At 39.1% G+C, this 25,213-nt stretch carries 21 protein-coding genes and 9 tRNA genes; 2 read left to right on the top strand and 28 right to left on the bottom strand.

What is annotated here, in order from left to right:
- Positions 1-56 precede the first annotated feature (56 nt).
- The 7 genes from tyrA to ffh form a co-directional block, all read right to left on the bottom strand.
- Positions 57-1,190 carry a bifunctional chorismate mutase/prephenate dehydrogenase gene (gene tyrA / locus AAFX60_002960; GenBank protein ID XDF78164.1) on the bottom strand — a complete coding sequence of 378 codons (1,134 nt, stop codon included), beginning with the start codon at positions 1,188-1,190 and terminating at the stop codon, positions 57-59.
- A 6-nt stretch (positions 1,191-1,196) separates the two neighbouring features.
- Positions 1,197-2,270 (bottom strand): 3-deoxy-7-phosphoheptulonate synthase, encoded by a 1,074-nt coding sequence (locus AAFX60_002955; GenBank protein XDF78163.1) that lies wholly within the window; start codon positions 2,268-2,270, stop codon positions 1,197-1,199.
- Positions 2,271-2,485: 215 nt separating this feature from the next.
- Positions 2,486-2,839 carry a 50S ribosomal protein L19 gene (rplS, locus tag AAFX60_002950; protein XDF78162.1) on the bottom strand — a complete coding sequence of 118 codons (354 nt, stop codon included), beginning with the start codon at positions 2,837-2,839 and terminating at the stop codon, positions 2,486-2,488.
- 41 nt (positions 2,840-2,880) lie between these two features.
- The gene (trmD, locus tag AAFX60_002945; protein XDF78161.1) at positions 2,881-3,630 is read right to left on the bottom strand and encodes a tRNA (guanosine(37)-N1)-methyltransferase TrmD; all 750 of its coding nucleotides are present in this window, start codon (positions 3,628-3,630) and stop codon (positions 2,881-2,883) included.
- A gap of 22 nt (positions 3,631-3,652) precedes the next feature.
- Positions 3,653-4,180, bottom strand: coding sequence for a ribosome maturation factor RimM (gene rimM / locus AAFX60_002940; protein ID XDF78160.1), 528 nt, complete (start codon positions 4,178-4,180; stop codon positions 3,653-3,655).
- 27 nt (positions 4,181-4,207) lie between these two features.
- Complete coding sequence (rpsP, locus tag AAFX60_002935) at positions 4,208-4,456, bottom strand: 30S ribosomal protein S16 (protein ID XDF78159.1); 249 nt, start codon at positions 4,454-4,456, stop codon at positions 4,208-4,210.
- Between the two features lie 257 nt (positions 4,457-4,713).
- Complete coding sequence (gene ffh / locus AAFX60_002930; protein ID XDF78158.1) at positions 4,714-6,087, bottom strand: signal recognition particle protein; 1,374 nt, start codon at positions 6,085-6,087, stop codon at positions 4,714-4,716.
- A 151-nt stretch (positions 6,088-6,238) separates the two neighbouring features.
- Between ffh and AAFX60_002925 the strand changes: the two genes are divergently transcribed.
- Positions 6,239-7,033, top strand: coding sequence for an inner membrane protein YpjD (locus AAFX60_002925; GenBank protein XDF78157.1), 795 nt, complete (start codon positions 6,239-6,241; stop codon positions 7,031-7,033).
- Positions 7,034-7,166: 133 nt separating this feature from the next.
- Positions 7,167-8,441 (top strand): CNNM domain-containing protein, encoded by a 1,275-nt coding sequence (locus AAFX60_002920; GenBank protein XDF78156.1) that lies wholly within the window; start codon positions 7,167-7,169, stop codon positions 8,439-8,441.
- 92 nt (positions 8,442-8,533) lie between these two features.
- Here AAFX60_002920 and luxS read toward each other — a convergent pair whose 3' ends face one another.
- The 21 genes from luxS to recA form a co-directional block, all read right to left on the bottom strand.
- Positions 8,534-9,052, bottom strand: a complete 519-nt coding sequence (gene luxS, locus AAFX60_002915; protein XDF78155.1) for an S-ribosylhomocysteine lyase — start codon at positions 9,050-9,052, stop codon at positions 8,534-8,536.
- Positions 9,053-9,083: 31 nt separating this feature from the next.
- Positions 9,084-9,683, bottom strand: a complete 600-nt coding sequence (locus AAFX60_002910; GenBank protein ID XDF78154.1) for a hypothetical protein — start codon at positions 9,681-9,683, stop codon at positions 9,084-9,086.
- A gap of 66 nt (positions 9,684-9,749) precedes the next feature.
- Positions 9,750-11,315 carry a glutamate--cysteine ligase gene (gene gshA / locus AAFX60_002905; GenBank protein XDF78153.1) on the bottom strand — a complete coding sequence of 522 codons (1,566 nt, stop codon included), beginning with the start codon at positions 11,313-11,315 and terminating at the stop codon, positions 9,750-9,752.
- A 131-nt stretch (positions 11,316-11,446) separates the two neighbouring features.
- On the bottom strand, positions 11,447-14,299 hold the full coding sequence (locus AAFX60_002900) for a pitrilysin family protein (GenBank protein ID XDF78152.1): 2,853 nt from the start codon (positions 14,297-14,299) through the stop codon (positions 11,447-11,449).
- Positions 14,300-14,308: 9 nt separating this feature from the next.
- Positions 14,309-14,740, bottom strand: coding sequence for a YqaA family protein (locus AAFX60_002895; GenBank protein XDF78151.1), 432 nt, complete (start codon positions 14,738-14,740; stop codon positions 14,309-14,311).
- Between the two features lie 96 nt (positions 14,741-14,836).
- A complete protein-coding gene (locus AAFX60_002890) occupies positions 14,837-15,967 on the bottom strand; it encodes a sodium ion-translocating decarboxylase subunit beta (protein ID XDF78150.1) in 1,131 nt (376 codons plus the stop codon).
- Between the two features lie 15 nt (positions 15,968-15,982).
- Positions 15,983-17,770, bottom strand: a complete 1,788-nt coding sequence (gene oadA, locus AAFX60_002885; protein XDF78149.1) for a sodium-extruding oxaloacetate decarboxylase subunit alpha — start codon at positions 17,768-17,770, stop codon at positions 15,983-15,985.
- Positions 17,771-17,806: 36 nt separating this feature from the next.
- Positions 17,807-18,058, bottom strand: a complete 252-nt coding sequence (locus AAFX60_002880) for an oxaloacetate decarboxylase subunit gamma (protein XDF78148.1) — start codon at positions 18,056-18,058, stop codon at positions 17,807-17,809.
- A gap of 324 nt (positions 18,059-18,382) precedes the next feature.
- Positions 18,383-18,459 (bottom strand) — tRNA-Arg (locus tag AAFX60_002875).
- A gap of 64 nt (positions 18,460-18,523) precedes the next feature.
- Positions 18,524-18,600, bottom strand: a tRNA-Arg gene (locus AAFX60_002870).
- 67 nt (positions 18,601-18,667) lie between these two features.
- Positions 18,668-18,744, bottom strand: a tRNA-Arg gene (locus AAFX60_002865).
- Positions 18,745-18,811: 67 nt separating this feature from the next.
- A tRNA-Arg gene (locus AAFX60_002860) sits at positions 18,812-18,888 on the bottom strand.
- A 67-nt stretch (positions 18,889-18,955) separates the two neighbouring features.
- A tRNA-Arg gene (locus AAFX60_002855) sits at positions 18,956-19,032 on the bottom strand.
- A 67-nt stretch (positions 19,033-19,099) separates the two neighbouring features.
- Positions 19,100-19,176, bottom strand: a tRNA-Arg gene (locus AAFX60_002850).
- A gap of 53 nt (positions 19,177-19,229) precedes the next feature.
- Positions 19,230-19,321: transfer RNA gene (locus AAFX60_002845), tRNA-Ser, on the bottom strand.
- A 39-nt stretch (positions 19,322-19,360) separates the two neighbouring features.
- Positions 19,361-19,437: transfer RNA gene (locus AAFX60_002840), tRNA-Arg, on the bottom strand.
- Between the two features lie 53 nt (positions 19,438-19,490).
- A tRNA-OTHER gene (locus AAFX60_002835) sits at positions 19,491-19,581 on the bottom strand.
- Between the two features lie 215 nt (positions 19,582-19,796).
- The gene (csrA, locus tag AAFX60_002830; GenBank protein XDF78147.1) at positions 19,797-19,994 is read right to left on the bottom strand and encodes a carbon storage regulator CsrA; all 198 of its coding nucleotides are present in this window, start codon (positions 19,992-19,994) and stop codon (positions 19,797-19,799) included.
- A gap of 81 nt (positions 19,995-20,075) precedes the next feature.
- The gene (locus AAFX60_002825) at positions 20,076-21,245 is read right to left on the bottom strand and encodes an aspartate kinase (protein XDF78146.1); all 1,170 of its coding nucleotides are present in this window, start codon (positions 21,243-21,245) and stop codon (positions 20,076-20,078) included.
- Positions 21,246-21,257: 12 nt separating this feature from the next.
- Complete coding sequence (gene alaS / locus AAFX60_002820; protein ID XDF78145.1) at positions 21,258-23,837, bottom strand: alanine--tRNA ligase; 2,580 nt, start codon at positions 23,835-23,837, stop codon at positions 21,258-21,260.
- Positions 23,838-24,079: 242 nt separating this feature from the next.
- The gene (recA, locus tag AAFX60_002815) at positions 24,080-25,126 is read right to left on the bottom strand and encodes a recombinase RecA (GenBank protein ID XDF78144.1); all 1,047 of its coding nucleotides are present in this window, start codon (positions 25,124-25,126) and stop codon (positions 24,080-24,082) included.
- Between the last annotated feature and the right edge of the window lie 87 nt (positions 25,127-25,213).

Raw genomic sequence — 25,213 nt, 5'->3', positions numbered from 1 at the left:
AAAAAAGGGTGAGTTCATAGCTCACCCTTTTTACATACTATGCCTTCTTACCTGCACTAATTACGTTCACGGTGAATCGAATCATTCGCTTGTCTGAGTAAACTTTTGCTTTCAATTAAAAACTGTTCAGCATAATCACCAAACCAAGCTTCTACTTCTTCAAAGTTTTTAATGAATCCTGAACGATTATGTTCTTCTAGCAATGAGATTGCATCACCAAAACGTTGATGGAATCGCTTTATCATTTCAATATTTTCATCAGAAGAAAGAATGATATCTGCGTATAAATTTGGATCTTGAGCAAATAATCGACCAACCATCAATAGCTCTAAACGATAAATTGGAGAGCTTAAGTTAAGCAACTGTTCAATATCAGGATTCTCTTTTGCTAAATGCTGTCCATAGGCAAACGAAGTAAAGTGGCGTAATGCTTGAATTAGAGTCATACCATGATCATGCTCATTCGCAGAAATATCACGTACGATTGCCCCCCAAATCTCAAATTGGTTCTTCAACCAACTATAGTGCTCTTTACCTCGACCATCACACATAACAATAACTTGTTTTGCAAGGCTTGGAACATCAGGGCCAAACATTGGGTGCAATCCAACAACAGGGCCTTTATGAACTTCCATCATTGCAGCAAGAGGTTTCTGCTTAATTGAGGTTAAATCACAAAGGATGCAATCCTCAGGTAACCTTGATAATTTATTAATTACATCAATGGTTAAGTTGATAGGAACCGTAACAACAACCATACCTGCATTATCTAGGATCTCATCAGAATTATCCCAATCTTGACTACCAAGAATTCGAACTTGATAACCAGATAATTTAAACATTTTGGCGAATAATCCACCAAGTTGCCCATTACCACCAACAACAACGATCGGCCTTAACTCTGGTTTTAAACACTTAAAACCAGAATCATTTTCACTGCTATAAGACTCACGCATTGTTCTGCGAAGAATATCTTCAATTAATGAGGGCGGTACGCCTTTTTTTTCAGCCTCTGAGCGTCTTGATGCTAACATTGCCGCTTCTCGGCTTGGATCATAAATAGGCAATCCATGTGCACTTTTTACTTCACCAACCTGCTCAACTAAATGTAAACGTTGAGCTAAAAGATCCAACATCTGTTTATCTACCGCATCAATTTGATCGCGTAAATGACTTAGTTCTACCGCCATCTCAATCTATCCTTTTAAACGCTCTTCCAATATCGGAGTTAATTCTTTGTGAGTATGACGTAATAGTGCCTCAGTTGATTCCCAATTGATACAGGCATCTGTAATAGATACGCCATATTTCATCTCAGACAATGGTATATCTGATGGTTGATTCCCTTCATTTAAATGACTCTCAATCATCAATCCAATAATCGATTTATTACCTTCACGAATTTGATGAATAACATCTTCAGCAACTAAAGGCTGACGACGGTAATCTTTACGTGAATTTGCGTGACTACAATCAATCATTAAAGCCGCATCTAAATTTGAATTTGCTAATTCTTCTTCGCACTCTGTTACTGAAACCGAATCATAATTAGTTTGTTTACCACCACGTAAAATAACATGACCATTAGGGTTACCTTGGGTTGTAAGTAAAGCAACCTGACCTTCGCTATTAATACCCATGAAACGGTGTCCAGAAGCCGCAGCTTGCATTGCATTAATCGATGTCGATAAGCTGCCATCAGTACCATTTTTAAAGCCTACAGGAACAGATAAACCACTTGCCATTTCACGGTGAGTTTGAGATTCAGTGGTTCGAGCCCCAATTGCAGCCCAACTAAATGTATCACCAATGTATTGCGGACTAATTGGATCTAGTGCTTCTGTTGCCAGAGGGATTTCCATCTCAGCTAAATCAACTAATAATTGTCGTGCAGAATGTAGACCTTGTTCAATATCAAATGAACCATCAAGGTGAGGATCATTAATCAAGCCTTTCCAGCCTACTGTAGTTCGTGGTTTTTCAAAGTAGACACGCATAACAATGTACAGTTGATCTTTTAGATCTTCTGCGATCACCTTTAAACGTTTTGCATATTCTTTTGCTGCATCGATATCATGAATTGAACATGGACCACAAACAATTAATAGACGGTGATCTTTTTTATGAATGATATTAGAAATAGTTTGACGGGATTGTTGGATAAACTGGCGAGCATTTTCGCTTAAAGGGATCTTATTTTTAAGCTCTTGTGGAGTGATCAGCACCTGCTCATCGATAATATTGATATTACTTAATTCACTTTTTCTCATACCCTACACCTGTAAACTTTTATTTCCATTAACTGTCAATTAAGACGAATACAAATAATTTAACAGGTACAGCACATAAATCAACCATTGTAATTAATATAATACAATTTTATTTTATATCGTAAATTTAAGTTTACAGTTTTAATTTAGATATAAAAAAAGGTGCGCTGATAACAGCGCACCTTCATAGCACATTGAGAACGTTCTCGTGTGCGTTACTTTTTAGCCAGCTTCTCTTTGATACGAGCTGATTTACCAGAACGCTCACGTAGGTAGTACAACTTGGCACGACGTACTGCACCGCGACGTTTAACTTCGATGCTGTTTACAACTGGAGAGTGTGTTTGGAACGTACGCTCAACACCTTCACCGTTAGAAATCTTACGTACAGTGAACGCAGAGTGTAGACCACGGTTACGAATAGCGATTACAACGCCTTCGAATGCCTGTAGACGCTCACGGTCACCTTCTTTAACTTTAACCTGAACTACTACAGTGTCACCTGGAGCGAATTTAGGTAGGTCTTGTTTTAGTTGCTCATCTTCAAGAGCTTTAATGATGTTGCTCATTTTTGTATATCCTAGAATAAACTGATACTAAATTTACTTAATTACTTACTGTTCTGGCGTTCTTCACGAACAAACTCAGCCAGTAATAATTCCTGTTCGTCAGTCAGAGCTAGATTTCCCAGGAGCTCTGGTCTTCTTAGCCAAGTACGGCCTAACGATTGTTTCATTCGCCAACGAGCGATATCTTTATGATTTCCAGATTTAAGTACACTAGGTACTTCCTTACCATCCAAAACCTCAGGTCTTGTATAGTGCGGACAATCTAACAAACCGTCTGCAAAAGAATCTTCTTCAGCGGACGCGAAATCACCTAATACACCCGGAACAAACCGAGATACAGAATCAATCAACGTCATAGCAGGGAGTTCCCCACCTGTAAGCACAAAATCCCCGATTGACCATTCTTCGTCAACTTCAGATTGTATTATGCGCTCATCTACACCTTCATATCGGCCACAAATTAGAATTAAATTCTCGTTTGTCGCTAACTCCTCAACACCAGCTTGATTCAGCGTTCTGCCTTGAGGTGAAAGGTAAATCACTTTCGTTTTGCCGGGTGACGCTTCTCTGGCTGCAGTAATGGCATCGCGCAAAGGCTGTACCATCATTAACATTCCAGGACCACCACCATAAGGTCGGTCATCAACAGTGCGATGTTTATCATGAGTGAAATCTCTAGGATTCCATGTCTCAATAGATAAAAGACCTTTTTTTATTGCTTGGCTAGTTACCCCAAAATCGGTAACCGAACGGAACATTTCAGGAAATAGGCTAATAACGCCAACCCACATGTGCCCTCGCTTTACCTAGGGGTTAAAACCCAGGATCCCAGTCAACTTCGATCCGTTGAGCTTCACGATCAATTAATTTGATCACTTGCTCATCAATAAAAGGAATCAATCGTTCCTTTTTACCAAAAGCATCTTTCAGGTTGGCTTTGACTACAAGAACATCGTTTGATCCGGTTTCAAAAATGTCGTCAACAACGCCAAGCGCATAGCCTTTAGTTGTAACCACTTCCATACCAAACAATTCACGCCAGTAGAATTCATCTTCTGACAGCTCAGGTAGTGCGTCTGCTTTAACTGCAATTTCTAGGTTAGTATATGTTTGAGCTTCTTCTCGAACATCTAACCCTTTCAGTTTGCACACCAAACCTTTATGACGTTTCCAGCTTTCAACTGAAAACTCGACCCATTCACCTTTAACTTGGATAAGCCAAGGTTTGTAGTCGAAAATACTTTCAGGTTGATCTGTAAAAGAAACTACTTTCAACCATCCACGAATACCATAGGAAGCACCAAACTTACCTACAACAATAACTTCGTCTTGCTTACTCATAAATTCTTTACCTTTAACCAACTAATATTAAGCCGCTTTTTTAGCGTCTTTAACTAGCTTAGCTACACGATCAGAAAGACCAGCGCCTTGCTCAACCCAGTGGCCAACACGGTCTAGATCTAAACGTAGACCTTCTTCTTGACCTTGTGCTGTAGGGTTAAAGAAACCTACTTTCTCAATGTAACGACCAGTTGCTTTGAAACGGCTGTCCGCTACAACGATTTGATAGAATGGACGCTTCTTAGCGCCGTGACGTGCCAAACGAATGGTAACCATATCGTCCTCTTTTGCTTTGTATAAAAATTAAATTGGCCCAAAAAAATCAATTTTTGAGCCCTCGTGCCAAAATAAAGCCCCGGAATTTTACTCTTATAGAGTTTCAATGCAAGGGATTTAGTTACTTTTTCACCAATTATTTTTGTAATTGATGAAAAAATTGGTTTAAAAAAGTGCGCCAGGTTAAGTTTTTCAACAAATTAACTTGCCGCCCTTAATTATATATCTTTTTAGATACTACTGATTGTATTGGATTTTTAGCGACCGAAGCCACCCATTCCGCCCATACCACCCATCATACCTTGCATATTACGCATCATGCCTTTCATGCCACCCTTCTGCATTTTCTTCATCATCTTCTGCATTTGGGTGAATTGTTTTAGCATACGGTTTACATCTTGAACTTGTACACCAGAACCCGCAGCGATACGTTTTTTGCGTGAACCTTTGATGATTTCAGGACGTTGACGCTCTTTCATCGTCATGGAATTAATAATAGCTTCCATTTGATTGAACATTTTATCATCAACTTTATCTTTCACATCACTTGGTAGCTGAGACATTCCTGGAAGCTTATCCATCATGCCCATCATGCCGCCCATGTTTTTCATCTGACCAAGCTGCTCACGGAAATCTTCTAAATCAAAGCCTTTTTTCTCTTTGAATTTTTTAGCCAGTTTCTCTGCTTTTTCTTTATCTACGTTCTTTTCAAGATCTTCAATTAAAGAAAGAACATCACCCATACCTAAAATTCGAGAAGCAATACGTTCTGGGTGGAACGGTTCTAGTGCGTCAGTTTTTTCACCAACACCTAAGAATTTAACTGGTTTACCTGTAATATGACGAACTGATAATGCAGCACCACCACGAGCATCACCATCAACCTTTGTTAAAATAACACCAGTTAGAGGTAAAGCATCACCAAACGCTTTTGCTGTATTTGCCGCATCTTGACCTGTCATTGCATCAACAACAAACAGAGTCTCAATCGGATTTACATGAGCATGAAGCTGTTTGATTTCATCCATCATTTCGGTATCAACGGCCAAACGACCTGCTGTATCGACAATAACAACATCAAAGAACTTCAGTTTTGCGTGGCTAATCGCCGCATCAACAATATCAATAGGCTTTTGATCTGCACTAGATGGGAAGAAATCAACATCCACATCTGCTGCTAATGTTTCTAACTGTTTGATCGCCGCAGGACGATAAACATCGGCAGAAACTACTAATACCTTTTTCTTGTCGCGCTCTTTTAATAGTTTAGCTAATTTACCGGTACTTGTTGTTTTACCTGCACCTTGTAAACCTGCCATTAAAATAACCGCTGGCGGCTGACAAGCTAGGTTAAGGGCTTCGTTAGAATCCCCCATAACTGCTTCTAGTTCAGCTTGAACAATTTTTATGAATTCTTGGCCAGGTGTTAAGCTTTTTGATACTTCAACACCTACAGCACCTTCTTTTACGCGTTTTACAAAATCACGAACCACTGGTAAAGCTACATCAGCTTCCAGTAACGCCATACGTACTTCACGTAGCGTTTCTTTAATGTTGTCTTCTGTTAATCGACCTTTACCACTGATATTTTTCAGTGTTCTGGATAGTCTATCCGTTAAATTATCAAACATATTCCTGCGCCTACTTTGCGACCATTAAACGATTATACCTAAATCTTGGGCGTAATAATGAAAATTTTTTAACCTAACTGAATCACACCTACCGAGATTGTCCTGTAGAGGGTATAATCAAGATGTTGATAAACTAGGTGATCAGTAAATTATGGATACCATTACAGCAATCGGTGCTGCTCTATCTTACTTTCTTGCATTAGGCTTTGTTATCCCAGGCTTAGCAAGTAAAAATAAAATTCAGACCAAAGTTGTGTTCGTTTGTGCATTCCTTGCGCTGCTTTTGCATGCCTGGCAACTCAAAGAGCTCATTTTAAATACTGCCGGACAAAACCTAAGTATTTTAAATGTCGCTTCTCTTATTAGCTTTATTATATCGCTAGTAATGAGTGTCTCTATGCTCAAGTTCCGAGTATGGTTCATTTTACCTGTGGTTTATAGCTTTTCTGCCATTAACCTATTAGCAGCGACTTTCTTGCCAGGTGCATTTATTACTCACCTTGAAACTCACCCAAGTTTACTCATCCACATATCTTTGGCTTTATTTGCTTATTCAACATTGATGATTGCTACACTCTATGCGCTTCAATTAGCTTGGCTTGATCATAAACTCAAAAGCAAAAAATCATTAATGTTAAATCCAAACCTTCCTCCATTAATGATGGTTGAACGCCAACTTTTCAAGATCATTCTTGTGGGTTTATTACTACTCACTCTTACATTAATGACTGGATTCACATTTATTCAAGATATGTTTGCTCAAGGTAAAGCTCACAAAGCAATACTTTCCTTTATTGCTTGGATTATCTACGCAACATTAACTTGGGGCCACTATCAGCGTGGGTGGCGTGGTCAAAAAGCATTATGGTTCAGTTTATCTGGTGCTTTCTTACTGACCCTTGCTTACTTTGGTAGCCGTTTTGTTCAAGAGATTGTGTTAACTTAATTGCGACAATCGCTCACTTTTTGTATTCAAACTTGACAGACGGATTATCAGATTAGATAAATACCTTTTAATTATATCAATCTAAGTAAGTGCTTAGGTTGATATGCTCCCTTTAAAACGAGGAACAAGACACTTGGACGATATATCAACCGGTGCCCTATTTACGTTATTAGCTATACTCATTGTTATCTCAGGTTACTTCTCAAGCTCAGAAACGGGCATGATGTCGTTAAACCGCTACCGCCTAAAGCACCTGTCAAATCAGGGGCATAAAGGTGCAAAACGTGTTGAAAAACTACTCAGTCGTCCAGATCGCCTCATTGGCCTTATCCTTATCGGCAATAACCTTGTTAACATTCTAGCCTCTGCAATAGCAACCATTCTTGGTATGCGACTTTATGGTGACCTAGGCGTAGCCATCGCTACCGGTGTATTAACTCTTGTGATTCTTGTCTTTGCAGAAGTAACCCCTAAAACCCTTGCAGCAATGTACCCAGAACGCGTTTCTTATAGCAGTAGTATCGTCCTTAATGTGTTAATGAAACTGCTTTCTCCACTGGTTATTTTAGTAAATCTAATCACTAATGGTTTCTTAAAAATACTCGGCCTTGGTTCAGGACATGACGATAAAGATAAATTAAGTTCTGAAGAATTAAGAACCGTTGTTCATGAGGCGGGAGGATTAATTCCTCGTCGTCACCAAGATATGCTGATTTCAATACTGGATTTAGAGCACGTTACCGTTAACGATATTATGGTGCCTCGTAGTGAAATTACAGGGATTGATATTAACGATGATTGGAAATCGATTTCACGTCAATTAACTCACTCCCCTCACGGACGTATTGTTTTATATCGAGATCAAATCGATGAAGTGGTTGGGATGCTTCGCTTACGTGAATCTTATCGCTTGATGCTTGAAAAAAATGAATTTACCAAAGAAACACTATTAAGAGCCGCGGATGAAATTTATTTCATACCTGAAGCGACCCCACTTAATTCACAGCTATTAAAGTTTCAGCGTAATAAAGAACGCATTGGTTTAGTTGTTGATGAATACGGTGATATCCAGGGTTTAATAACATTAGAAGATATTTTGGAAGAAATTGTTGGTGAATTCACTACCTCAATGGCTCCAAGTTTAGCTGAAGAAATTACACCTCAGCCTGATGGCAGCTTTATGATTGAAGGTAGTGCCAATATTCGAGACATTAATAAAGGCTTAAAATGGGACTTACCAACAGATGGACCAAGAACACTTAATGGCTTAATCCTTGAGCATTTAGAAGAGATCCCTGAAACGGAAATTAGCCTCGAAATTGAACAGCATAATATGGAAATTGTCGCTGTAGAAGAAAACAAAATTAACCTTGTAAAAGTATTCCCAAGTACTGAAGATGATAAATAATTTGTATACCAATACTATCAATGGTTAAAACTGATATTCAGCTAAAAAAAGCCCGCTAAATGCGGGCTTTTTTTTTCAAATTAAAACGTCAATTAATGATTAGATAATTCTTTTAGCATTGAATCAGATAGTGCAAGTTCATCATTTTTATTTACGCTGATACCTGATGCAAGCACTGTGCTTGCGATTGCTTTTGCTTCATCAAGTGAATGCATTTCATAAGTACCACATTGATACTCATTCAGTTCAGGAATTTTATTTTGAGCTTCTACTTTCAGCACATCTTCCATTGATGACACCCATGCATCTGCAACTGCTTGCTCAGCTGGTGTACCGATCAAACTCATATAGAAGCCAGTACGACACCCCATTGGCGAGATATCAATAATTTCAACACCGCTGCCATTAAGGTGGTTACGCATAAAACCTGCGTATAAATGCTCTAGTGTATGAATGCCTTTCTCTGACAGAATATCTTTATTTGGTGCAGTAAAGCGTAAATCAAATACAGTAATTGTATCGCCTTTAGGTGTTTGCATTGTTTTCGCAACACGAACCGCCGGTGCTTCCATACGAGTATGATCTACAGTAAAACTATCTAACAATGGCATATTTTAATCCTTTAAAGTTATAAATGATGGCTTACCACCACCAACTGCTTTGTCTCTCTAGCTCAGCCTTACATTGCTTTAGTTGCCAACCATAAGTTTTGGCTTGAGATTCAACCTTACGAGCTATCTTAATCAATTGTGGTTTATTTTTGTAGCTTTTGCGTTTAAAACCACCGCGACCTTCATGGTACGCCAAATATTGGTTATATGGATCCCACTTAGAAATCCCTAACTGCTTTTGGGAACCGTCAGTGTACCAACCGATGAACATGATTGCATCATCAAAGCTACTACGAGAACCACCGCCCGTTTCATCTTCATATTCTCCCCATACAGGGTCCTGAGCTTGTGCGTAACCATAAGCTGAACTTGGACGACTCCATGGTATAAAACCAAGTAATTTGGTTCGAGGTGGACGCACCGTTGCTCTAAAGCTACTCTCTTGTTTCATAATAGCCATAGCTACATTTATCGGCGTACCATACTCTTCAGTCATATCTTTAGCATCGTCATACCATCCGCTTTTTTCACGGAAAATATCACATAGATTATCCTGTTTGGTTGGTGGTGCCGTCGCACACCCTGATAATCCTAATAATGCTATAGCGGTAAGTGGAAGTTTATATTTCATCAATTTTTCTCAAAAAAAAGCACTGCTACCCATAGAATAACAGTGCTAGATATTTCTTCGTAAGTATCACTTCAAATAACTGAAGTATTCTTCTAAATATTCAGAAAAAGAAAGCTTATCATTCGCTTCAATTTCTTTTTGTGCCTGAACTGAACGTTCAACTTCAGCATCTAACTCTTGCTTAGTATAAAAACGATATTGATGAGCTAAGTGTGTTTCACGATGCTCTACCGCCAATTTACAACCAATCACACCGATACCGCCAGCGGCTTTTGTTTCAGCCAATAGACGACCTGAAATCGTTAACTCAGGATCATCAATCATTGCACTTAGGCGTTTATGAGTCTGTTGATAAGCGTCATCGCCGTTAACGCGATCCATTTCTTTTGCGATAACCAGCAAATCTTCAAATACTCTTTCAGCCCATGCTTTTTGAGTTAATCGTTCACCTTGGCAACCAATTTTTAGTTCTAACCCCGGTTTACGACCTTTTTCAATGATCTTATTCCAGTTGTCTTTCCAACAAGCCATTTCACTGTCATTCATTGGTGCAGAGTCACTCAGAACAGTCCAAGTTAAGAACATATCTAAGAAGCGAACTTGATCTTCATTAACACCAATTGGACTGTACGGGTTTACATCTAAAGAACGAACTTCAATGTACTCAACCCCGTCTCTTTCTAGTGCTTCAGAAGGTCTTTCGCCACTTTTTGTCACTCGTTTTGGGCGAATTGGAGCATAAAGTTCATTTTCAATTTGAAGAACATTTGAGTTCAACTGAATATGTTTATCACCTTCTTTTAAACCTATTTTAGCGAACTCTTCTGATGGTGTTCGAATGGCTTTATTTAAACCATCAACATATTCATTAACGCTGTTCAGGCTAATTTTTAGATTACTTTGAGCATCATTGGTATAGCCCAAATCACTCAGACGTAATGATGTAGCATAAGGTAAGTAATAAGTCTTACCTAAGGATTCAAAGTCCATAGAGGTTTCACGACCTTGAATAAATGAGCTACATAATGCCGGTGAAGCACCAAAGAAATAAGGAATTAACCAACCAAAACGGTAGTAGTTTCGAATTAATGCAAAATAAGCATCTGATACCGATTCTTTTCTTTGGTCTTCTGATTGTTCACCAAATAATTCATCCCAAAACTCTGTTGAAAATGAAAAATTAAAATGTACGCCAGAAATCACTTGCATCACGCTACCGTAACGACGCTTTAGGCCTTCACGATAAGTTGTTTTCAGTTTACCTACGTTCGATTCACCGTATTGAGCTAACGTAATATCGTCATCATGAGTAACAAAACATGGCATTGAAAGTGGCCATAGTTTTTCGTCTCCCATGTGAGAAACCGTATAGTGGTGTACATCTTCTAGTTGCTTTAATACGGTATCAACATCATTTGATACTGGAGTAATAAACTCTAATAATGATTCTGCAAAATCTGTTGTGATGTATTTATGTGTTAATGCTGAACCTACGCCTTCTGGGTGTGGCTTAGTTGAAAGTGACGCTCCTGAAGTGAATCGAAGCGTTTCTCTTTCAATTCCTCGGCCTGTTTTTTTAAAGGCGTTAGGATTGGAAGCGACTTTCTGTAATCGGTTGATAAATTCGGTCAAAATACAATCTCGCTATTGAGGTAACAACATTATTATGTTGATTTATGTCATGGATACTAACAAATTTTATCGATAGTTGGATACGAAAAAACGGCAATAAATACTACTTATTGCCGTCTTTCTAAGTGTTATTACTTTTTCACTGTCATCACTTCAACAGGAATACCTAGTGATTTCAATTTAGGTAATAGTTCTTTTTCATCACCAACCACAACAATTTGATACTGTGCAGGATCGAACCATTTAGCCGCTAATGAGTTCAACTTATCTCGACCTAGCGTCTCAATAAGTTCATTTTGTTCATCAATGAAATCATCATCCAATGAATACGTCAGTATTTTGCCAAGTAAGCGTGCTTTTTGGCCCGGAGTTTCATACTTTAATGCATCTTGTTGCCCTACGGCTAAGCGCATAAAATTCAGTTCATCAACTGTCATTCCATCTTTTTTGAATTTATCCATTTCAGAAATAAATTCTTTAATTGATTCAACAGTCACATCGGCTCTTACTTGCGCATAAAAAATCGACATTCCGATCTCTTTATTACCCATTAAGTAGCCACCAGCTCCATAAGTGTAGCCTTTATCTTCACGTAGGTTCTGATTAATTCGGCTATTAAAGTTTCCACCTAAATTAAAATTAGCTAGCTGTGTTTGATACAGTTCACCTGTTGCATCAAACGGCATACCTTGTCGAACAAAACGAACCACGCTTTGAGGTGCATTTGGTTTATTAACCAAATAAATTTTTTGCTCGTTTAAAGTTGGTAAGCGTTGCGGTGCTAAAATTTCAGGTGTTTCTCCCTTCCAATCAGATAAAAACGCTAATTTGTTTATCAAATCTGATTTATTAATATCACCAACTGACACAATTTGAGTACCAATCGGCGTGTAGGTTTGCTTATAGAAAGCTTTAACATCATCTAACGTCAGAGCTTGAACTGATGCTAATGAACCATCTGGCGAGCGATCAAAAATCGTCCCTTTGAACAAAATTTCACGAGTTGCTTGTGATGCTAACCAAGATGGTCTTTGATGTTCATATACAAGCCCTTCAACAGCTTGCTTTTGTAAACGGTCAAAATCAGCTTGCTCAAACGCGGGTTCAAACAACATTTCATCTACGATAGCTAAGGTCTGATCGATATTTTTTGTTAACGACGCCACCGATATCGTCGTTGTGTAGCTACCCGAATTAAACGATACAGAACTACCTAATTTATCCAATTTCTTTTGTAACTCTTCAGAGGAAGATGTCGTTGTACCTTCTTCCATCATTGCAGCAGTTAACGACGCTAACCCTTCTTTCCCTTTCGGTACGTAGCGATTACCTGCTGGAATTGCTATTTGTAATTGAATTGTAGGTGTTTCAATCGCTTCAGTTCCCAGAACTTCAATACCATTATTTAAATTAGCACGGTAAATATCAGGTGCTTTAGCGGTTACGCCTTTTGATGGTTGAGGCATAATTGAGCGATCAAAATCATCAACAGCTCTACGAACATCTAAACTATTTTCATCAATTTTTTTGTATTCAGGAAGATCTCGCTTTGGCGTTACAAAATTTGGCTTTTGAACTTCTAACTGTGTTTTTCCTTTAGGTACAACACTTAAAGTAACCTTATATTTGTTAGCCATATAAGTGTCAAATGCTTGGGATACTTTCTCTGGTGTAACCGCTTTTAACTCAGCTAATTGTTTTTCTAACTGATTTGGGTTGCCATAAAAGGTTTCATTAGAAGCAAGTTGAGATACTTTTCCTGAAACCGATTGTAAACCAAAGATGGCTCCAGCTTCAGCACTACCTTGAACTTCTTCTAGGTCTGCCTTGGATACCCCTTCTTTATCAAATTTTTCAAGTACATCCATGACCTCTTTATATGCGGTAGATAGGTCATTATTTTTACCAGAATCGGTCATGGCGTACACATACATGGTACAAGATAACTCAGCACAGTCATGGAAAGCGCCTGCATCTACTACTTTGCCAGTTTTTACTAACTCTTGGTATAAGAGACTCGTTTTACCATCACCTAGTAATGTTGCCAGCATATCAAGGCTAGCTTCGGTTTCTTCACCACGATACGTTGTTGGCCAACCAATCATTACCATTGGTTGCTGAATACGATCTTCTAATGTGATGTAACGGTTTTCTTTTAATGTCACAGGTTGCTTAGGTGCATTCTCAACTTCTGGTCCTCGTGGGATCGAACCAAAGTATTTATTCACCCATTCAAGTGTTTGCTTACTATCTAAATCACCACCAATGGTAATGACGGCATTATTAGGACCATACCAACGTAAGAAAAAAGCTTTTAGATCATTAACATCAACGCGATCTAAGTCCTCTACATAACCTATGGTTTGCCATGAATACGGATGACCTTGTGGGAATAATGCTTCGCCCATTTTTTCATAAATTAAGCCATATGGACGATTATCGTAATTTTGTCCACGTTCGTTTTTCACCGTACTGCGCTGAATTTCAAATTTCTTTTGAGATACAGCATCAATCAAGAATCCCATACGATCAGATTCTAGCCATAACATCTTTTCAAGTTGATTTGCAGGCACGGTTTCAAAGTAATTAGTGCGATCACGATTGGTTGTACCGTTTAATGTACCACCCGCTTCAGTAATAATTTTAAAGTGTTGTTGATCACCCACATTCTCTGAACCTTGGAACATCATATGTTCAAAGAAGTGAGCAAAACCTGATTTACCGATTTCTTCTCGAGCAGAACCAACATGATAAGTCACATCAACATGAACAAGCGGATCAGAGTGGTCTGGACTAAGAATGACAGTCAAACCATTATCTAGCGTGTATTTTTGATAAGGGATAACCGTTGAGCCTTCTTTAGGTAAAACTTGCTCAACAAGGGTCACCCCTTTTGGTAAATCAGTCGCTTTCGGAGCTTCAAATTCAGATTTACTGCAACCTGCAAGCGCCAAAACAATTGAAAGGCTTAATATTTTTTTCATTCTTATGTCCTATAAAATCCCGTTTACTGCAAGCGATAGCAAGGCATATCGCGCCGCTTTACCAACCCCAATTAAAAAAATACATGGCCAAAATCGCATCCTTAACCACCCGGCAGCTAAACAAAGGGGATCGCCAATGATTGGTAACCAACTAAATAATAATGTCCAATAGCCATATTTTTTAATCCATTGAATGGCTTTATGACCGTGTTTCTGCGAAGAAGTTTTATCAGGAAGTAATAAACCAAGCCAATAGTTTGTTATTCCACCTAATGTATTGCCTAGCGTTGCAACAAAAACAACAAGCCATGTAGAAAAGCTATTTAATTGCAATGTTGCGATTAGACTCGCTTCAGAAGCGCCTGGTAATAAAGTCGCACTTAAAAAGCCAGAGCTAAATAATACCCATAATGCAGAATCTGCATTAAACCAATCAAACATGATTGAATTTATTCCATTATAAATACTAAGATAACAGTAAGCATAAAATAAAAAAGGGCGCATCAGCACCCTTTTATTGTTAGGTTTTGTTCAAAATTAACCAACTAGCGCAAGAAGTATACCTGCAGCAACAGCAGAACCAAGCACACCCGCTACGTTTGGCCCCATAGCATGCATTAACAAGAAGTTTTGAGGATTAGCCTCAAGACCAACTTTATTAACCACACGAGCCGCCATTGGAACGGCAGATACACCTGCTGCACCGATTAATGGGTTAATATCTTCTTTCGAGAACTTATTAAGAACCTTAGCCATAATGACACCACCTGCTGTACCAATACTAAAAGCAACAGCACCAAGAGCCAAAATACCTAATGTCTCTACATTTAAGAAGGTATCCGCTTTTAGCTTAGATCCAACACCTAGCCCTAAGAAGATCGTAACAATATTAATTAATTCATTTTGAGCAGTACTTGATAAACGATCAACCACACCAGACTCTTTCATTAAATTACCTAAGCAAAACATACCAACAAGTGGCGTCGCAGATGGTAAGAATAAAATAGTCATTAATAATACCGCTAATGGAAATAGTATCTTCTCAGCTTTACCAACATGACGCAATTGAGCCATTTTAATTTGGCGCTCTTCAGGTGTCGTCAGTGCTTTCATAATTGGTGGCTGGATAATAGGCACTAATGCCATATAGCTATAGGCAGCAACCGCTATTGCACCTAATAGGTCTGGTGATAACTGGCTAGACAAAAAGATTGCCGTTGGACCATCGGCTCCACCAATAATCGCAATGGAAGAAGCGTCAGCTAGTGTAAACTCCATTCCTGGTACATAGTTAAGTAAAATTGCACCAAACAACGTGGCAAAAATACCGACTTGAGCAGCTGCGCCTAACCATAATGTTTTAGGGTTAGCAATTAAGGCACCAAAGTCCGTCATCGCTCCTACGCCCATAAAGATAAGTAACGGGAATATTCCTGTTTCAATCCCTACGTAATAAACGTAGTAAAGCAGTCCGCCAGGATCTGTAAAACCTGCATTAGGAATGTTTGCTAAAATTGCACCAAATCCAATAGGTAATAATAATAGCGGCTCAAACCCTTTTTTTATTGCTAAGAAGAGCAAACCACAACCCACAGCCATCATAATAAGTTGCTCAAACTTAAAATTGGCAATGGCTGTTTCATTCCATAATGTTAATAAACCATCCATGTTTTATACCTACATCTACGCTAGAGAAAGTAACGGTGTACCAACAGTAACCGCATCACCTTCTTTAGTTAAAATATCTTGCACTGTACCACTACGTGAAGCTTTGATTTCTGTTTCCATTTTCATTGCTTCAAGAATAAGTAATACATCACCTTCAACAACTTCTGCACCTGCTTGCACTAATACCTTAAAGATATTGCCTGCCAATGGAGCATCAACAGATTCAGCATCCATTGCAGAAAGTTGCGGTGATTGAACTGGAGCAGCTTGCGCTGAAATTTGTTCAACAGAAGAGATAACGCCCTGAGGACCAACTTCAACGTTATATACTTGCCCATCCACTTTTACGCTATAGGCTTCAACACTGCCTTTAGCCGCAGAGACTTTGACCTCTTCCTGCTCAGCTTCTTTTTCAGTACCTGGAGCGGGTTCAAATGCTTCTGGATTATTACGGTTTTTAAGGAATTTCAAACCAACTTGAGGGAATAATGCATAAGTTAAAACATCATCAACCTGTTGCTCAGCAAGTTCAATATTCTCTTCTTTCGCTTTTTCCAGTAACTCATCAGTTAATGTATAAAGTTCCGCTTTTAAAAGATCAGCAGGACGACAAGTTACCGCTTCTTTACCATCAAGAACTCGAGCTTGTAGCTCAGCATTAACCTCAGCAGGGGCTGCACCGTATTCCCCTTTCAGTACACCAGCAGTTTCTTTTGTTATGCTCTTATAACGCTCTCCAGTAAGAACATTAATCACCGCTTGTGTTCCCACAATTTGAGAAGTTGGCGTTACTAGTGGAATATAACCAAGATCTTTACGCACTTTAGGGATTTCTGCTAAAACTTCATCCATCTTATCAGCAGCACCTTGCTCTTTAAGTTGGCTTTCCATATTAGTCAGCATACCACCCGGAACTTGAGCAATAAGAATTCGTGAATCAACCCCTTTTAGTTGACCTTCAAATTTTGCATATTTCTTACGAACTTCTCGGAAATAACTAGCAATAGGTGCTAATTGATCTAATTTCAGATTAGTATCACGTCCGGTTTCTTCTAACATAGCAACAACGGTTTCTGTTGGTGTATGACCATAAGTTTGACTCATTGAAGAAATGGCCGTATCAAGAATATCAATACCAGCTTCTACTGCTTTAATTGCTGTTGCGGTAGAAAGCCCAGTTGTTGCATGACTATGCAGAGCTAAAGGCACATCACAAGACGTCTTAATTCGAGTGATTAACTCTTCAGCTTCATAAGGCTTAAGCAAACCTGACATGTCTTTTATACATAGTGAGTGACAACCTAAATCTTCTAGACGTTTGGCTAAATCGACCCAAGTATCGGTATTATGAACAGGACTTGTTGTGTATGAAAGCGTACCTTGTGCATGAGCGCCCACGTCGATTGTTGCTTTTACCGCTTTTTGAAAGTTTCTTACATCGTTCATTGCATCAAAAATACGGAATACATCCATTCCATTTGCATGTGCTCGTTCAACAAACTTCTCAACTACATCATCGGCATAGTGACGATAACCTAATAAGTTTTGACCACGTAGAAGCATTTGCATTGGTGTATTAGGCATGGCTTTTTTTAATAATCGTAAACGCTCCCACGGATCTTCTCCTAGATAACGAATACAAGAATCGAATGTTGCGCCTCCCCAAGTTTCTAGAGACCAATAACCAATTTTATCCAACTGTTCTGCAATCGGTAACATATCTTCAACACGCATACGTGTTGCAAATAGTGATTGATGGGCGTCACGAAGTACCACATCAGTGATAGAAAGTGGTTTAGACATGCTTACAAACTCCTTGTAATAATTTTCCTAAAACAGTTATTTATTCTTTTCGCGGTGTAATTTAACCGCAGCAGAAATTGCAGCAATTATCTGAGGCTGCACTGTTGTTTGATCGGGATTCTGAACTTTTTGAACAGCTAATGCTTGCTTTGGAGGTAGCTCCACAGGCAATAGTTTTGACATGAGTTGAACTAGATAAACTAGGATGGTTAGGAATGCAAACACAACGCACATACCTGTAAGCATGAGCGTAGCTGCTTCCCATAATAGACTTCCAATGTCTGTCATCTTGCTTCCCTTTTGATGATAGTGACAATGTAAAATTTAGTATGAAATTTATACAAAAATGGTTCTTTTATTCTAAAAAGAAGGATCAATTATCTCGTCATGAATATATTTGTCAAATATGAATCAACGAAATCTTTTTAAAAAAGAAGATCATGGCGAGTTATATCCATACACTGCCACTTTTCTCTTTAAAATAACCTGATTACAATCAAGTTACCTAACAATAACGAATAAATCAATCGATTTAAAAACAACCAATTTGATTAACTACTTATCTTTCAGACATAAAAAAACCCGATCAAATGATCGGGTTCTTTTAAAGAATGGTGCGCCAGAGAGGATTCGAACCTCTGACCGCCTGGTTCGTAGCCAGGTACTCTATCCAGCTGAGCTACTAGCGCACAGAATTCTGATTGTCTTTGTAATCTTTTATTGTCGCCAACAAATGACTACAAAAAGAAATAATGGTGCGCCAGAGAGGATTCGAACCTCTGACCGCCTGGTTCGTAGCCAGGTACTCTATCCAGCTGAGCTACTAGCGCACACTTTAATTCTGATTGTCTTTGTAATCTTTTATTGTCACCAATAAATGACTACAAAAAGAAATAATGGTGCGCCAGAGAGGATTCGAACCTCTGACCGCCTGGTTCGTAGCCAGGTACTCTATCCAGCTGAGCTACTAGCGCACACTTTAATTCTGATTGTCTTTGTAATCTTTTATTGTCACCAATAAATGACTACAAAAAGAAATAATGGTGCGCCAGAGAGGATTCGAACCTCTGACCGCCTGGTTCGTAGCCAGGTACTCTATCCAGCTGAGCTACTAGCGCACACTTTAATTCTAATTGTCTTTGTAATCTTCTATTGTCGCCAATAAATGACTACAAAAAGAAATAATGGTGCGCCAGAGAGGATTCGAACCTCTGACCGCCTGGTTCGTAGCCAGGTACTCTATCCAGCTGAGCTACTAGCGCACACTTTAATTCTGATTGTCTTTGTAATCTTTTATTGTCACTAATAAATGACTACAAAAAGAAATAATGGTGCGCCAGAGAGGATTCGAACCTCTGACCGCCTGGTTCGTAGCCAGGTACTCTATCCAGCTGAGCTACTAGCGCACAATAATTCTTTTGTGTTTTTGCTGATAGTAAATATCAACATAAACAAATAATGGCGGTGAAGGAGGGATTCGAACCCTCGATACGGGATAAACCGTATACTCCCTTAGCAGGGGAGCGCCTTCAGCCTCTCGGCCACCTCACCGTCTTGTTTTTCTGATAGAAATTCTATCAATTAAATTAATGGTGCGCCAGAGAGGATTCGAACCTCTGACCGCCTGGTTCGTAGCCAGGTACTCTATCCAGCTGAGCTACTAGCGCACAATAATTCTTTTGTGTTTTTGCTGATAGTAAATATCAACATAAACAAATAATGGCGGTGAAGGAGGGATTCGAACCCTCGATACGGGATAAACCGTATACTCCCTTAGCAGGGAGCGCCTTCAGCCTCTCGGCCACCTCACCGTCTTGAGGAGGCACATATTACGGTTTACCAAAAATATGTCAATCACTTCTTAGTAAAAAATAACGCTTTTTCGTTTAACCGTCTATGAAACGACCAAAATGGATAAAAATAAAACGTTATACCGAATTTGTGTCTCTTATTTTGTTCATTTTTATCAATGAGTAAAAGACAAAAACAAACAAGGCTGACAATGCCAGCCTATATTCATACGAAATTAAAAGTTGCCTTGCGAAGCCGCAGGTGTACCTTTTTCCGCTTGAATGCGCATATAAATCTCTTCACGGTGAACAGATACTTCTTTAGGTGCATTTACACCAATACGTACTTGGTTGCCTTTAACGCCTAGTACAGTAACTGTTACTTCGTCACCAATCATCAGAGTTTCACCTACACGGCGAGTCAAAATTAGCATTCGAATGCTCCTTGAGTTATCTCAGTATTATAATAAATGTATGTATCGTCCGTTATCGCTTATTTTCATAAACGTCTTTGCTCAAGAAACAGCGACCAAAAGATCATTATCTTGCGATTGCTCTGTAATAACAAACGTTTTATGTAAAATTTCGGCCGCTCGGTGTAAATCAGCTTGATTTACGATAACCGACACACTTTTTGGCTCAATATCATATTGATGAACATCAATATCATTTGCCAATAGTTGATTGCAAGCAGACTCTGCCATCCCTTCAACATTATCTCCGACTAACGTCAGAATTGATAAGCTACTAATATTGCGTATTTTAGTATTAAATGCCAGCTTCAATTGTAAAAAAGTCGCTTTAGGTACAACAATTTGAAAACAATCACATCTTTCATTTAACACTCTATACTGTTTATAGAGTTCTGCTTGCTCTTCGCTTGAAATATTCTCACATTCAACCAAAGATAAATCTTGTTTGAGTGCTAATCCAGTAACCGCTAAAGGTTGTTTAGGATTCTCACAAATTAACGTTCCTTCGCCATCTTCAAATGAGGATAGTACCCTCAATGCTACCGATGAATTCCAAGCATGAGCGACAGAATGCTCTTGAAGAACTTTGGCTCCAGATTTTGCTAGTGCATGCATATCAGAAAAAGAAACTTCTTCTAAACGGCGGGTATTAGATACAAAACGAGGATCAGAGGTATATACCCCATCAACATCAGTAAAAATCTGGCACTCATCAGCATCTAGTGCTGCGGCAAGCGCTACTGCTGTGGTATCGGAACCACCTCGACCTAATGTAGTAATATTACCTTGGTCATCTCGACCTTGGAACCCAGCTACAATAACGACATACCCTTTATCAACCCACTGAGTGATAAGATCCGTTTCAATATGCTTAATTGTCGCATCATTGAATGAGTTATTCGTATGAATGCCCGCTTGGTCAGCGGTTAATGATATTGCTTTTATGCCCTTTTGATTTAAAGACATCGCCAATAGTGCAATAGAAACTTGTTCACCAGCTGAAAGTAACATATCTAATTCACGAGGTTCAGGTACCTCACTTATTTGATTTGCTAAATGCAATAGTCGGTTTGTTTCTCCTGCCATGGCAGAAACCGCAACAACGACATCATGCCCTTGCTGCAGTGTTGATATGATACGTTCGGAAACAGATTGGATCCGTTCAACGGATCCAACTGATGTACCACCATACTTTTGTACGATTAATGCCACTGATACGACCTATTACAGACGCTCAGTTAGCCAAGCTTCAACAGAAGCAAGTGCATTTGGTAATGCTTCAGCATCAGTACCGCCAGCTTGAGCCATATCTGGACGACCGCCGCCTTTACCACCAACTTGCTGTGCAACCATATTCACTAATTCACCCGCTTTAACTTGGCCAATAAGATCTTTTGTTACGCCAGCAATTAAACCAACTTTACCTTCACTAACATTACCTAACATAATAATGCCGCTACCGATTTGGTTCTTAAGTTCATCAACCATACCTCGAAGTGCTTTATTTTCTGCACCATCTAATTGAGCAACAAGTACTTTTGTTCCTGCAATTTCTTGTACTTTATTGATAAGGCTAGCACTTTCTTGAGACGCTAACTTATCTTTAAGTTGTTGAATTTCTTTTTCAAGTTGTTTTGCTTTTGATGCTGCTTCATTTAGCTTTTTATCTGCCGCTTTTTGTTGAGCTTCGATTGCATCTAATGCTGCTTCACCTGTAACTGCTTCAATACGACGGATACCTGCAGCAATACCACCTTCTGATGTGATCTTAAATAGACCAATATCACCAGTGCTTGATGCGTGAATACCACCACATAATTCAGTTGAGAACTCTCCCATAGAAAGAACTCGAACTTCATCATCGTATTTTTCACCAAATAGAGCCATTGCGCCTTTTTCTTTCGCCGCATCGATATCCATTAAGTCAGTTTCAATTGTGTGGTTTAAACGAATTTGTTGGTTAACAATACGTTCAACCTGACGCAATTCTTCAGCTTTAACCGCTTCAAGGTGTGAGAAGTCAAAACGTAGGTTCTCAGCTTTAACTAATGAACCTTTTTGCGTTACGTGTTCACCTAACACTTGACGAAGTGCTGCGTGTAATAAGTGCGTTGCTGAGTGGTTTAAGATAATCGCTGCGCGACGAGTCTCATCAACTTGAGCCATCGCATGGTCAGCTTTAGATAGAACACCTTCTACTAATTTACCATGGTGACCAATCGCATTACCGATTTTATGTGTATCGGTAACAACAAACTTACCCGTTTCAACTGTGATAATACCTGCATCACCACATTGACCGCCAGACTCAGCGTAGAAAGGTGTTTGATCCAAAATTAGAATCGCATCATCACCTGCTGATAAAGCATCAACTTCTTCACCTTCACGGAATAATGCAACTACTGATGCTTTTGCTTCAGTCGAATCATAACCATGGAATACAGTTTCAGATTCTACTTTGATTACTGCATTGTAATCAGTACCAAATTGGCCCGCTTCACGTGCACGTTGACGTTGTTCTTCCATCGCTTTTTCAAAACCATCTTCATCGATAGTTAATTCACGCTCACGAGCAACATCGTTCGTTAAATCAGCTGGGAACCCGTATGTGTCATACAATTTAAATACAGTTTCACCATCAAGAACTGTACCTTCAAGGTTATCTAGCGCTTCATTTAGAATTGCCATACCACGCTCAAGTGTACGACCAAAGTTTTCTTCTTCAATCTTAAGTACTTTTTCAACAAGTGCTTGCTGTTTTTTCAGTTCTTCACCAGCTGTACCCATGATTTCAGCTAATGGGCCAACCAATTTGTAGAAGTAAGAACCTTTAGCACCTAACTTGTTACCATGACGTACTGCACGACGAATAATACGACGTAACACATAGCCACGACCTTCATTAGATGGCATAACACCATCAACGATTAGGTATGAACAAGAACGAATATGGTCAGCTACTACACGTAAAGATTGGTTTGATAAATCATCGTAACCAATTACTTTTGCCGCTTCTTTAATTAGTGTTTGGAAAATATCGATTTCGTAGTTTGAGTGAACACCTTGCATAATTGCAGCAATACGCTCAATACCCATACCTGTATCAACAGAAGGTTTTGGTAAAGGTTCCATCGTGCCATCAGCATGACGGTTAAACTGCATAAATACGTTGTTCCAGATCTCGATAAAACGGTCACCATCTTCTTCAGGTGTACCAGGACGACCACCCCAAATGTGCTCACCGTGATCGTAAAAGATTTCTGTACAAGGACCACAAGGACCTGTGTCACCCATTTGCCAGAAGTTATCTGAAGCATATGGTGCGCCTTTGTTATCACCAATACGTACGATGCGATCAGCTGGAATACCCATTTCTTTATTCCAGATTTCAAATGCTTCATCATCTGTTTCATAAACAGTAACTAATAAGCGTTCAGCAGGTAGCTCTAGACGTTCTGTTAAGAATTCCCATGCGTATTTAATAGCATCTTGCTTAAAGTAATCACCAAAGCTGAAGTTACCCAACATTTCAAAAAATGTATGGTGACGAGCAGTGAAACCAACATTTTCTAAATCGTTGTGCTTACCACCAGCACGAACACAGCGTTGAGCTGTTGTTGCACGAGTATAGTTACGCTTCTCTGAACCTAAGAAACAATCTTTAAATTGGTTCATACCGGCGTTAGTAAATAGAAGAGTTGGATCGTTTGCTGGAACTAGAGAAGAACTCTCAACAATTTGGTGTCCTTTGCTTTCAAAAAAAGCAAGGAACGCACGGCGGATCTCGTCAGTGCTCATATACATGTGGATATTCCTGATTGAATCGTAGTTTAACTCACTCTTGTACTCATTAGGACAAGCAGTGTTTTTTAGACAGAATTTCGCACATTGTATACGCAAATGAGAGTGAAATATAGATAAGTACAACGATCAAATGAGGAATAAAGAGGGATTTGAAGAAACGTCTTAAGAATACAAATAGCTAGATATAAAAAAGCCAAACACTAAGGTTTGGCTTTTAAAAAATATTATAGAGAAACTAAAGCTTAAAACTCTTCGTTTTCTTCAATTTCTGGAGCTGCATCAGTCTCTGGTTTTTCTTCAGCTGGAGTCAATAGCATCTCACGTAGCTTCTTATCTAGTTCTGCTGCTACTTCAGTATTTTCACGCATGAATTTCGATGCGTTCGCTTTACCTTGACCAATCTTATCACCATTGTAGCTGTACCATGCGCCCGCTTTATCAACCAACTTATGTTTAACACCTAAGTCAATTAACTCACCTTCACGGTTAAAACCTTGACCGTACATGATTTGAGTTTCAGCTTGTTTAAATGGTGCTGCAATTTTATTCTTAACAACTTTGATACGAGTTTCGTTACCAACAACTTCATCGCCATCTTTTACTGCGCCAGTACGACGAATATCAAGACGAACAGATGCATAGAACTTAAGTGCATTACCACCAGTTGTTGTTTCAGGGTTACCAAACATTACACCAATCTTCATACGAATTTGGTTAATGAAGATAGCCATACAGTTTGATTGCTTTAGATTACCCGTTAATTTACGCATTGCTTGAGAAAGCATACGAGCTTGAAGACCCATGTGGCTATCGCCCATTTCACCTTCAATTTCAGCTTTTGGTGTTAATGCTGCAACGGAGTCAATTACCATTACATCAACAGCACCAGAACGTGCTAACGCATCACAGATTTCTAAAGCTTGCTCACCCGTATCTGGCTGAGAAACTAATAATTCATCAATATTAACGCCAAGTTTTTTAGCGTATACAGGATCTAGAGCATGTTCAGCATCAATAAAGGCACATGTTTTACCTTCACGTTGCGCAGCTGCAATTAATTCTAGAGTCAGTGTTGTTTTACCTGAACTCTCAGGGCCAAAAATCTCAACGATACGCCCCATTGGTAAACCACCAGCACCTAGAGCAATATCAAGAGATAAAGAACCAGTAGACACAGTTTCAACATCCATTGTGCGGTTATCGCCCAACTTCATGATTGAACCTTTACCAAATTGTTTTTCAATTTGACCTAATGCGGCGGCCAGTGCTTTTTTCTTGTTATCGTCCATTTGATTCTCCAGATTTCTAGATCACTAAATCAGTTAATGACCAGTAGTATACTGTCTATTTGTACAGTGTCTATAGCTTTGCTATTT

Origin of the sequence: Aliivibrio fischeri (genome assembly GCA_038993745.2) — a bacterium.
Classification (GTDB): domain Bacteria; phylum Pseudomonadota; class Gammaproteobacteria; order Enterobacterales; family Vibrionaceae; genus Aliivibrio; species Aliivibrio fischeri_B.
The sequence above is the reverse complement of the archived record's forward strand: the minus strand, read 5'-3'. Positions and strand labels throughout refer to the sequence as shown.

Bases quoted from the DNA above. Each gene is read 5' to 3' on its own strand.
- tyrA (XDF78164.1), bottom strand. From the start codon at position 1,190: ATGGCGGTAGAACTAAGTCATTTACGCGATCAAATTGATGCGGTAGAT.
- AAFX60_002955 (XDF78163.1), bottom strand. From the start codon at position 2,270: ATGAGAAAAAGTGAATTAAGTAATATCAATATTATCGATGAGCAGGTG.
- rplS (XDF78162.1), bottom strand. From the start codon at position 2,839: ATGAGCAACATCATTAAAGCTCTTGAAGATGAGCAACTAAAACAAGAC.
- trmD (XDF78161.1), bottom strand. From the start codon at position 3,630: ATGTGGGTTGGCGTTATTAGCCTATTTCCTGAAATGTTCCGTTCGGTT.
- rimM (XDF78160.1), bottom strand. From the start codon at position 4,180: ATGAGTAAGCAAGACGAAGTTATTGTTGTAGGTAAGTTTGGTGCTTCC.
- rpsP (XDF78159.1), bottom strand. From the start codon at position 4,456: ATGGTTACCATTCGTTTGGCACGTCACGGCGCTAAGAAGCGTCCATTC.
- ffh (XDF78158.1), bottom strand. From the start codon at position 6,087: ATGTTTGATAATTTAACGGATAGACTATCCAGAACACTGAAAAATATC.
- AAFX60_002925 (XDF78157.1), top strand. From the start codon at position 6,239: ATGGATACCATTACAGCAATCGGTGCTGCTCTATCTTACTTTCTTGCA.
- luxS (XDF78155.1), bottom strand. From the start codon at position 9,052: ATGCCATTGTTAGATAGTTTTACTGTAGATCATACTCGTATGGAAGCA.
- AAFX60_002910 (XDF78154.1), bottom strand. From the start codon at position 9,683: ATGAAATATAAACTTCCACTTACCGCTATAGCATTATTAGGATTATCA.
- AAFX60_002900 (XDF78152.1), bottom strand. From the start codon at position 14,299: ATGAAAAAAATATTAAGCCTTTCAATTGTTTTGGCGCTTGCAGGTTGC.
- AAFX60_002895 (XDF78151.1), bottom strand. From the start codon at position 14,740: ATGTTTGATTGGTTTAATGCAGATTCTGCATTATGGGTATTATTTAGC.
- AAFX60_002890 (XDF78150.1), bottom strand. From the start codon at position 15,967: ATGGATGGTTTATTAACATTATGGAATGAAACAGCCATTGCCAATTTT.
- oadA (XDF78149.1), bottom strand. From the start codon at position 17,770: ATGTCTAAACCACTTTCTATCACTGATGTGGTACTTCGTGACGCCCAT.
- AAFX60_002880 (XDF78148.1), bottom strand. From the start codon at position 18,058: ATGACAGACATTGGAAGTCTATTATGGGAAGCAGCTACGCTCATGCTT.
- csrA (XDF78147.1), bottom strand. From the start codon at position 19,994: ATGCTAATTTTGACTCGCCGTGTAGGTGAAACTCTGATGATTGGTGAC.
- alaS (XDF78145.1), bottom strand. From the start codon at position 23,837: ATGTATATGAGCACTGACGAGATCCGCCGTGCGTTCCTTGCTTTTTTT.
- recA (XDF78144.1), bottom strand. From the start codon at position 25,126: ATGGACGATAACAAGAAAAAAGCACTGGCCGCCGCATTAGGTCAAATT.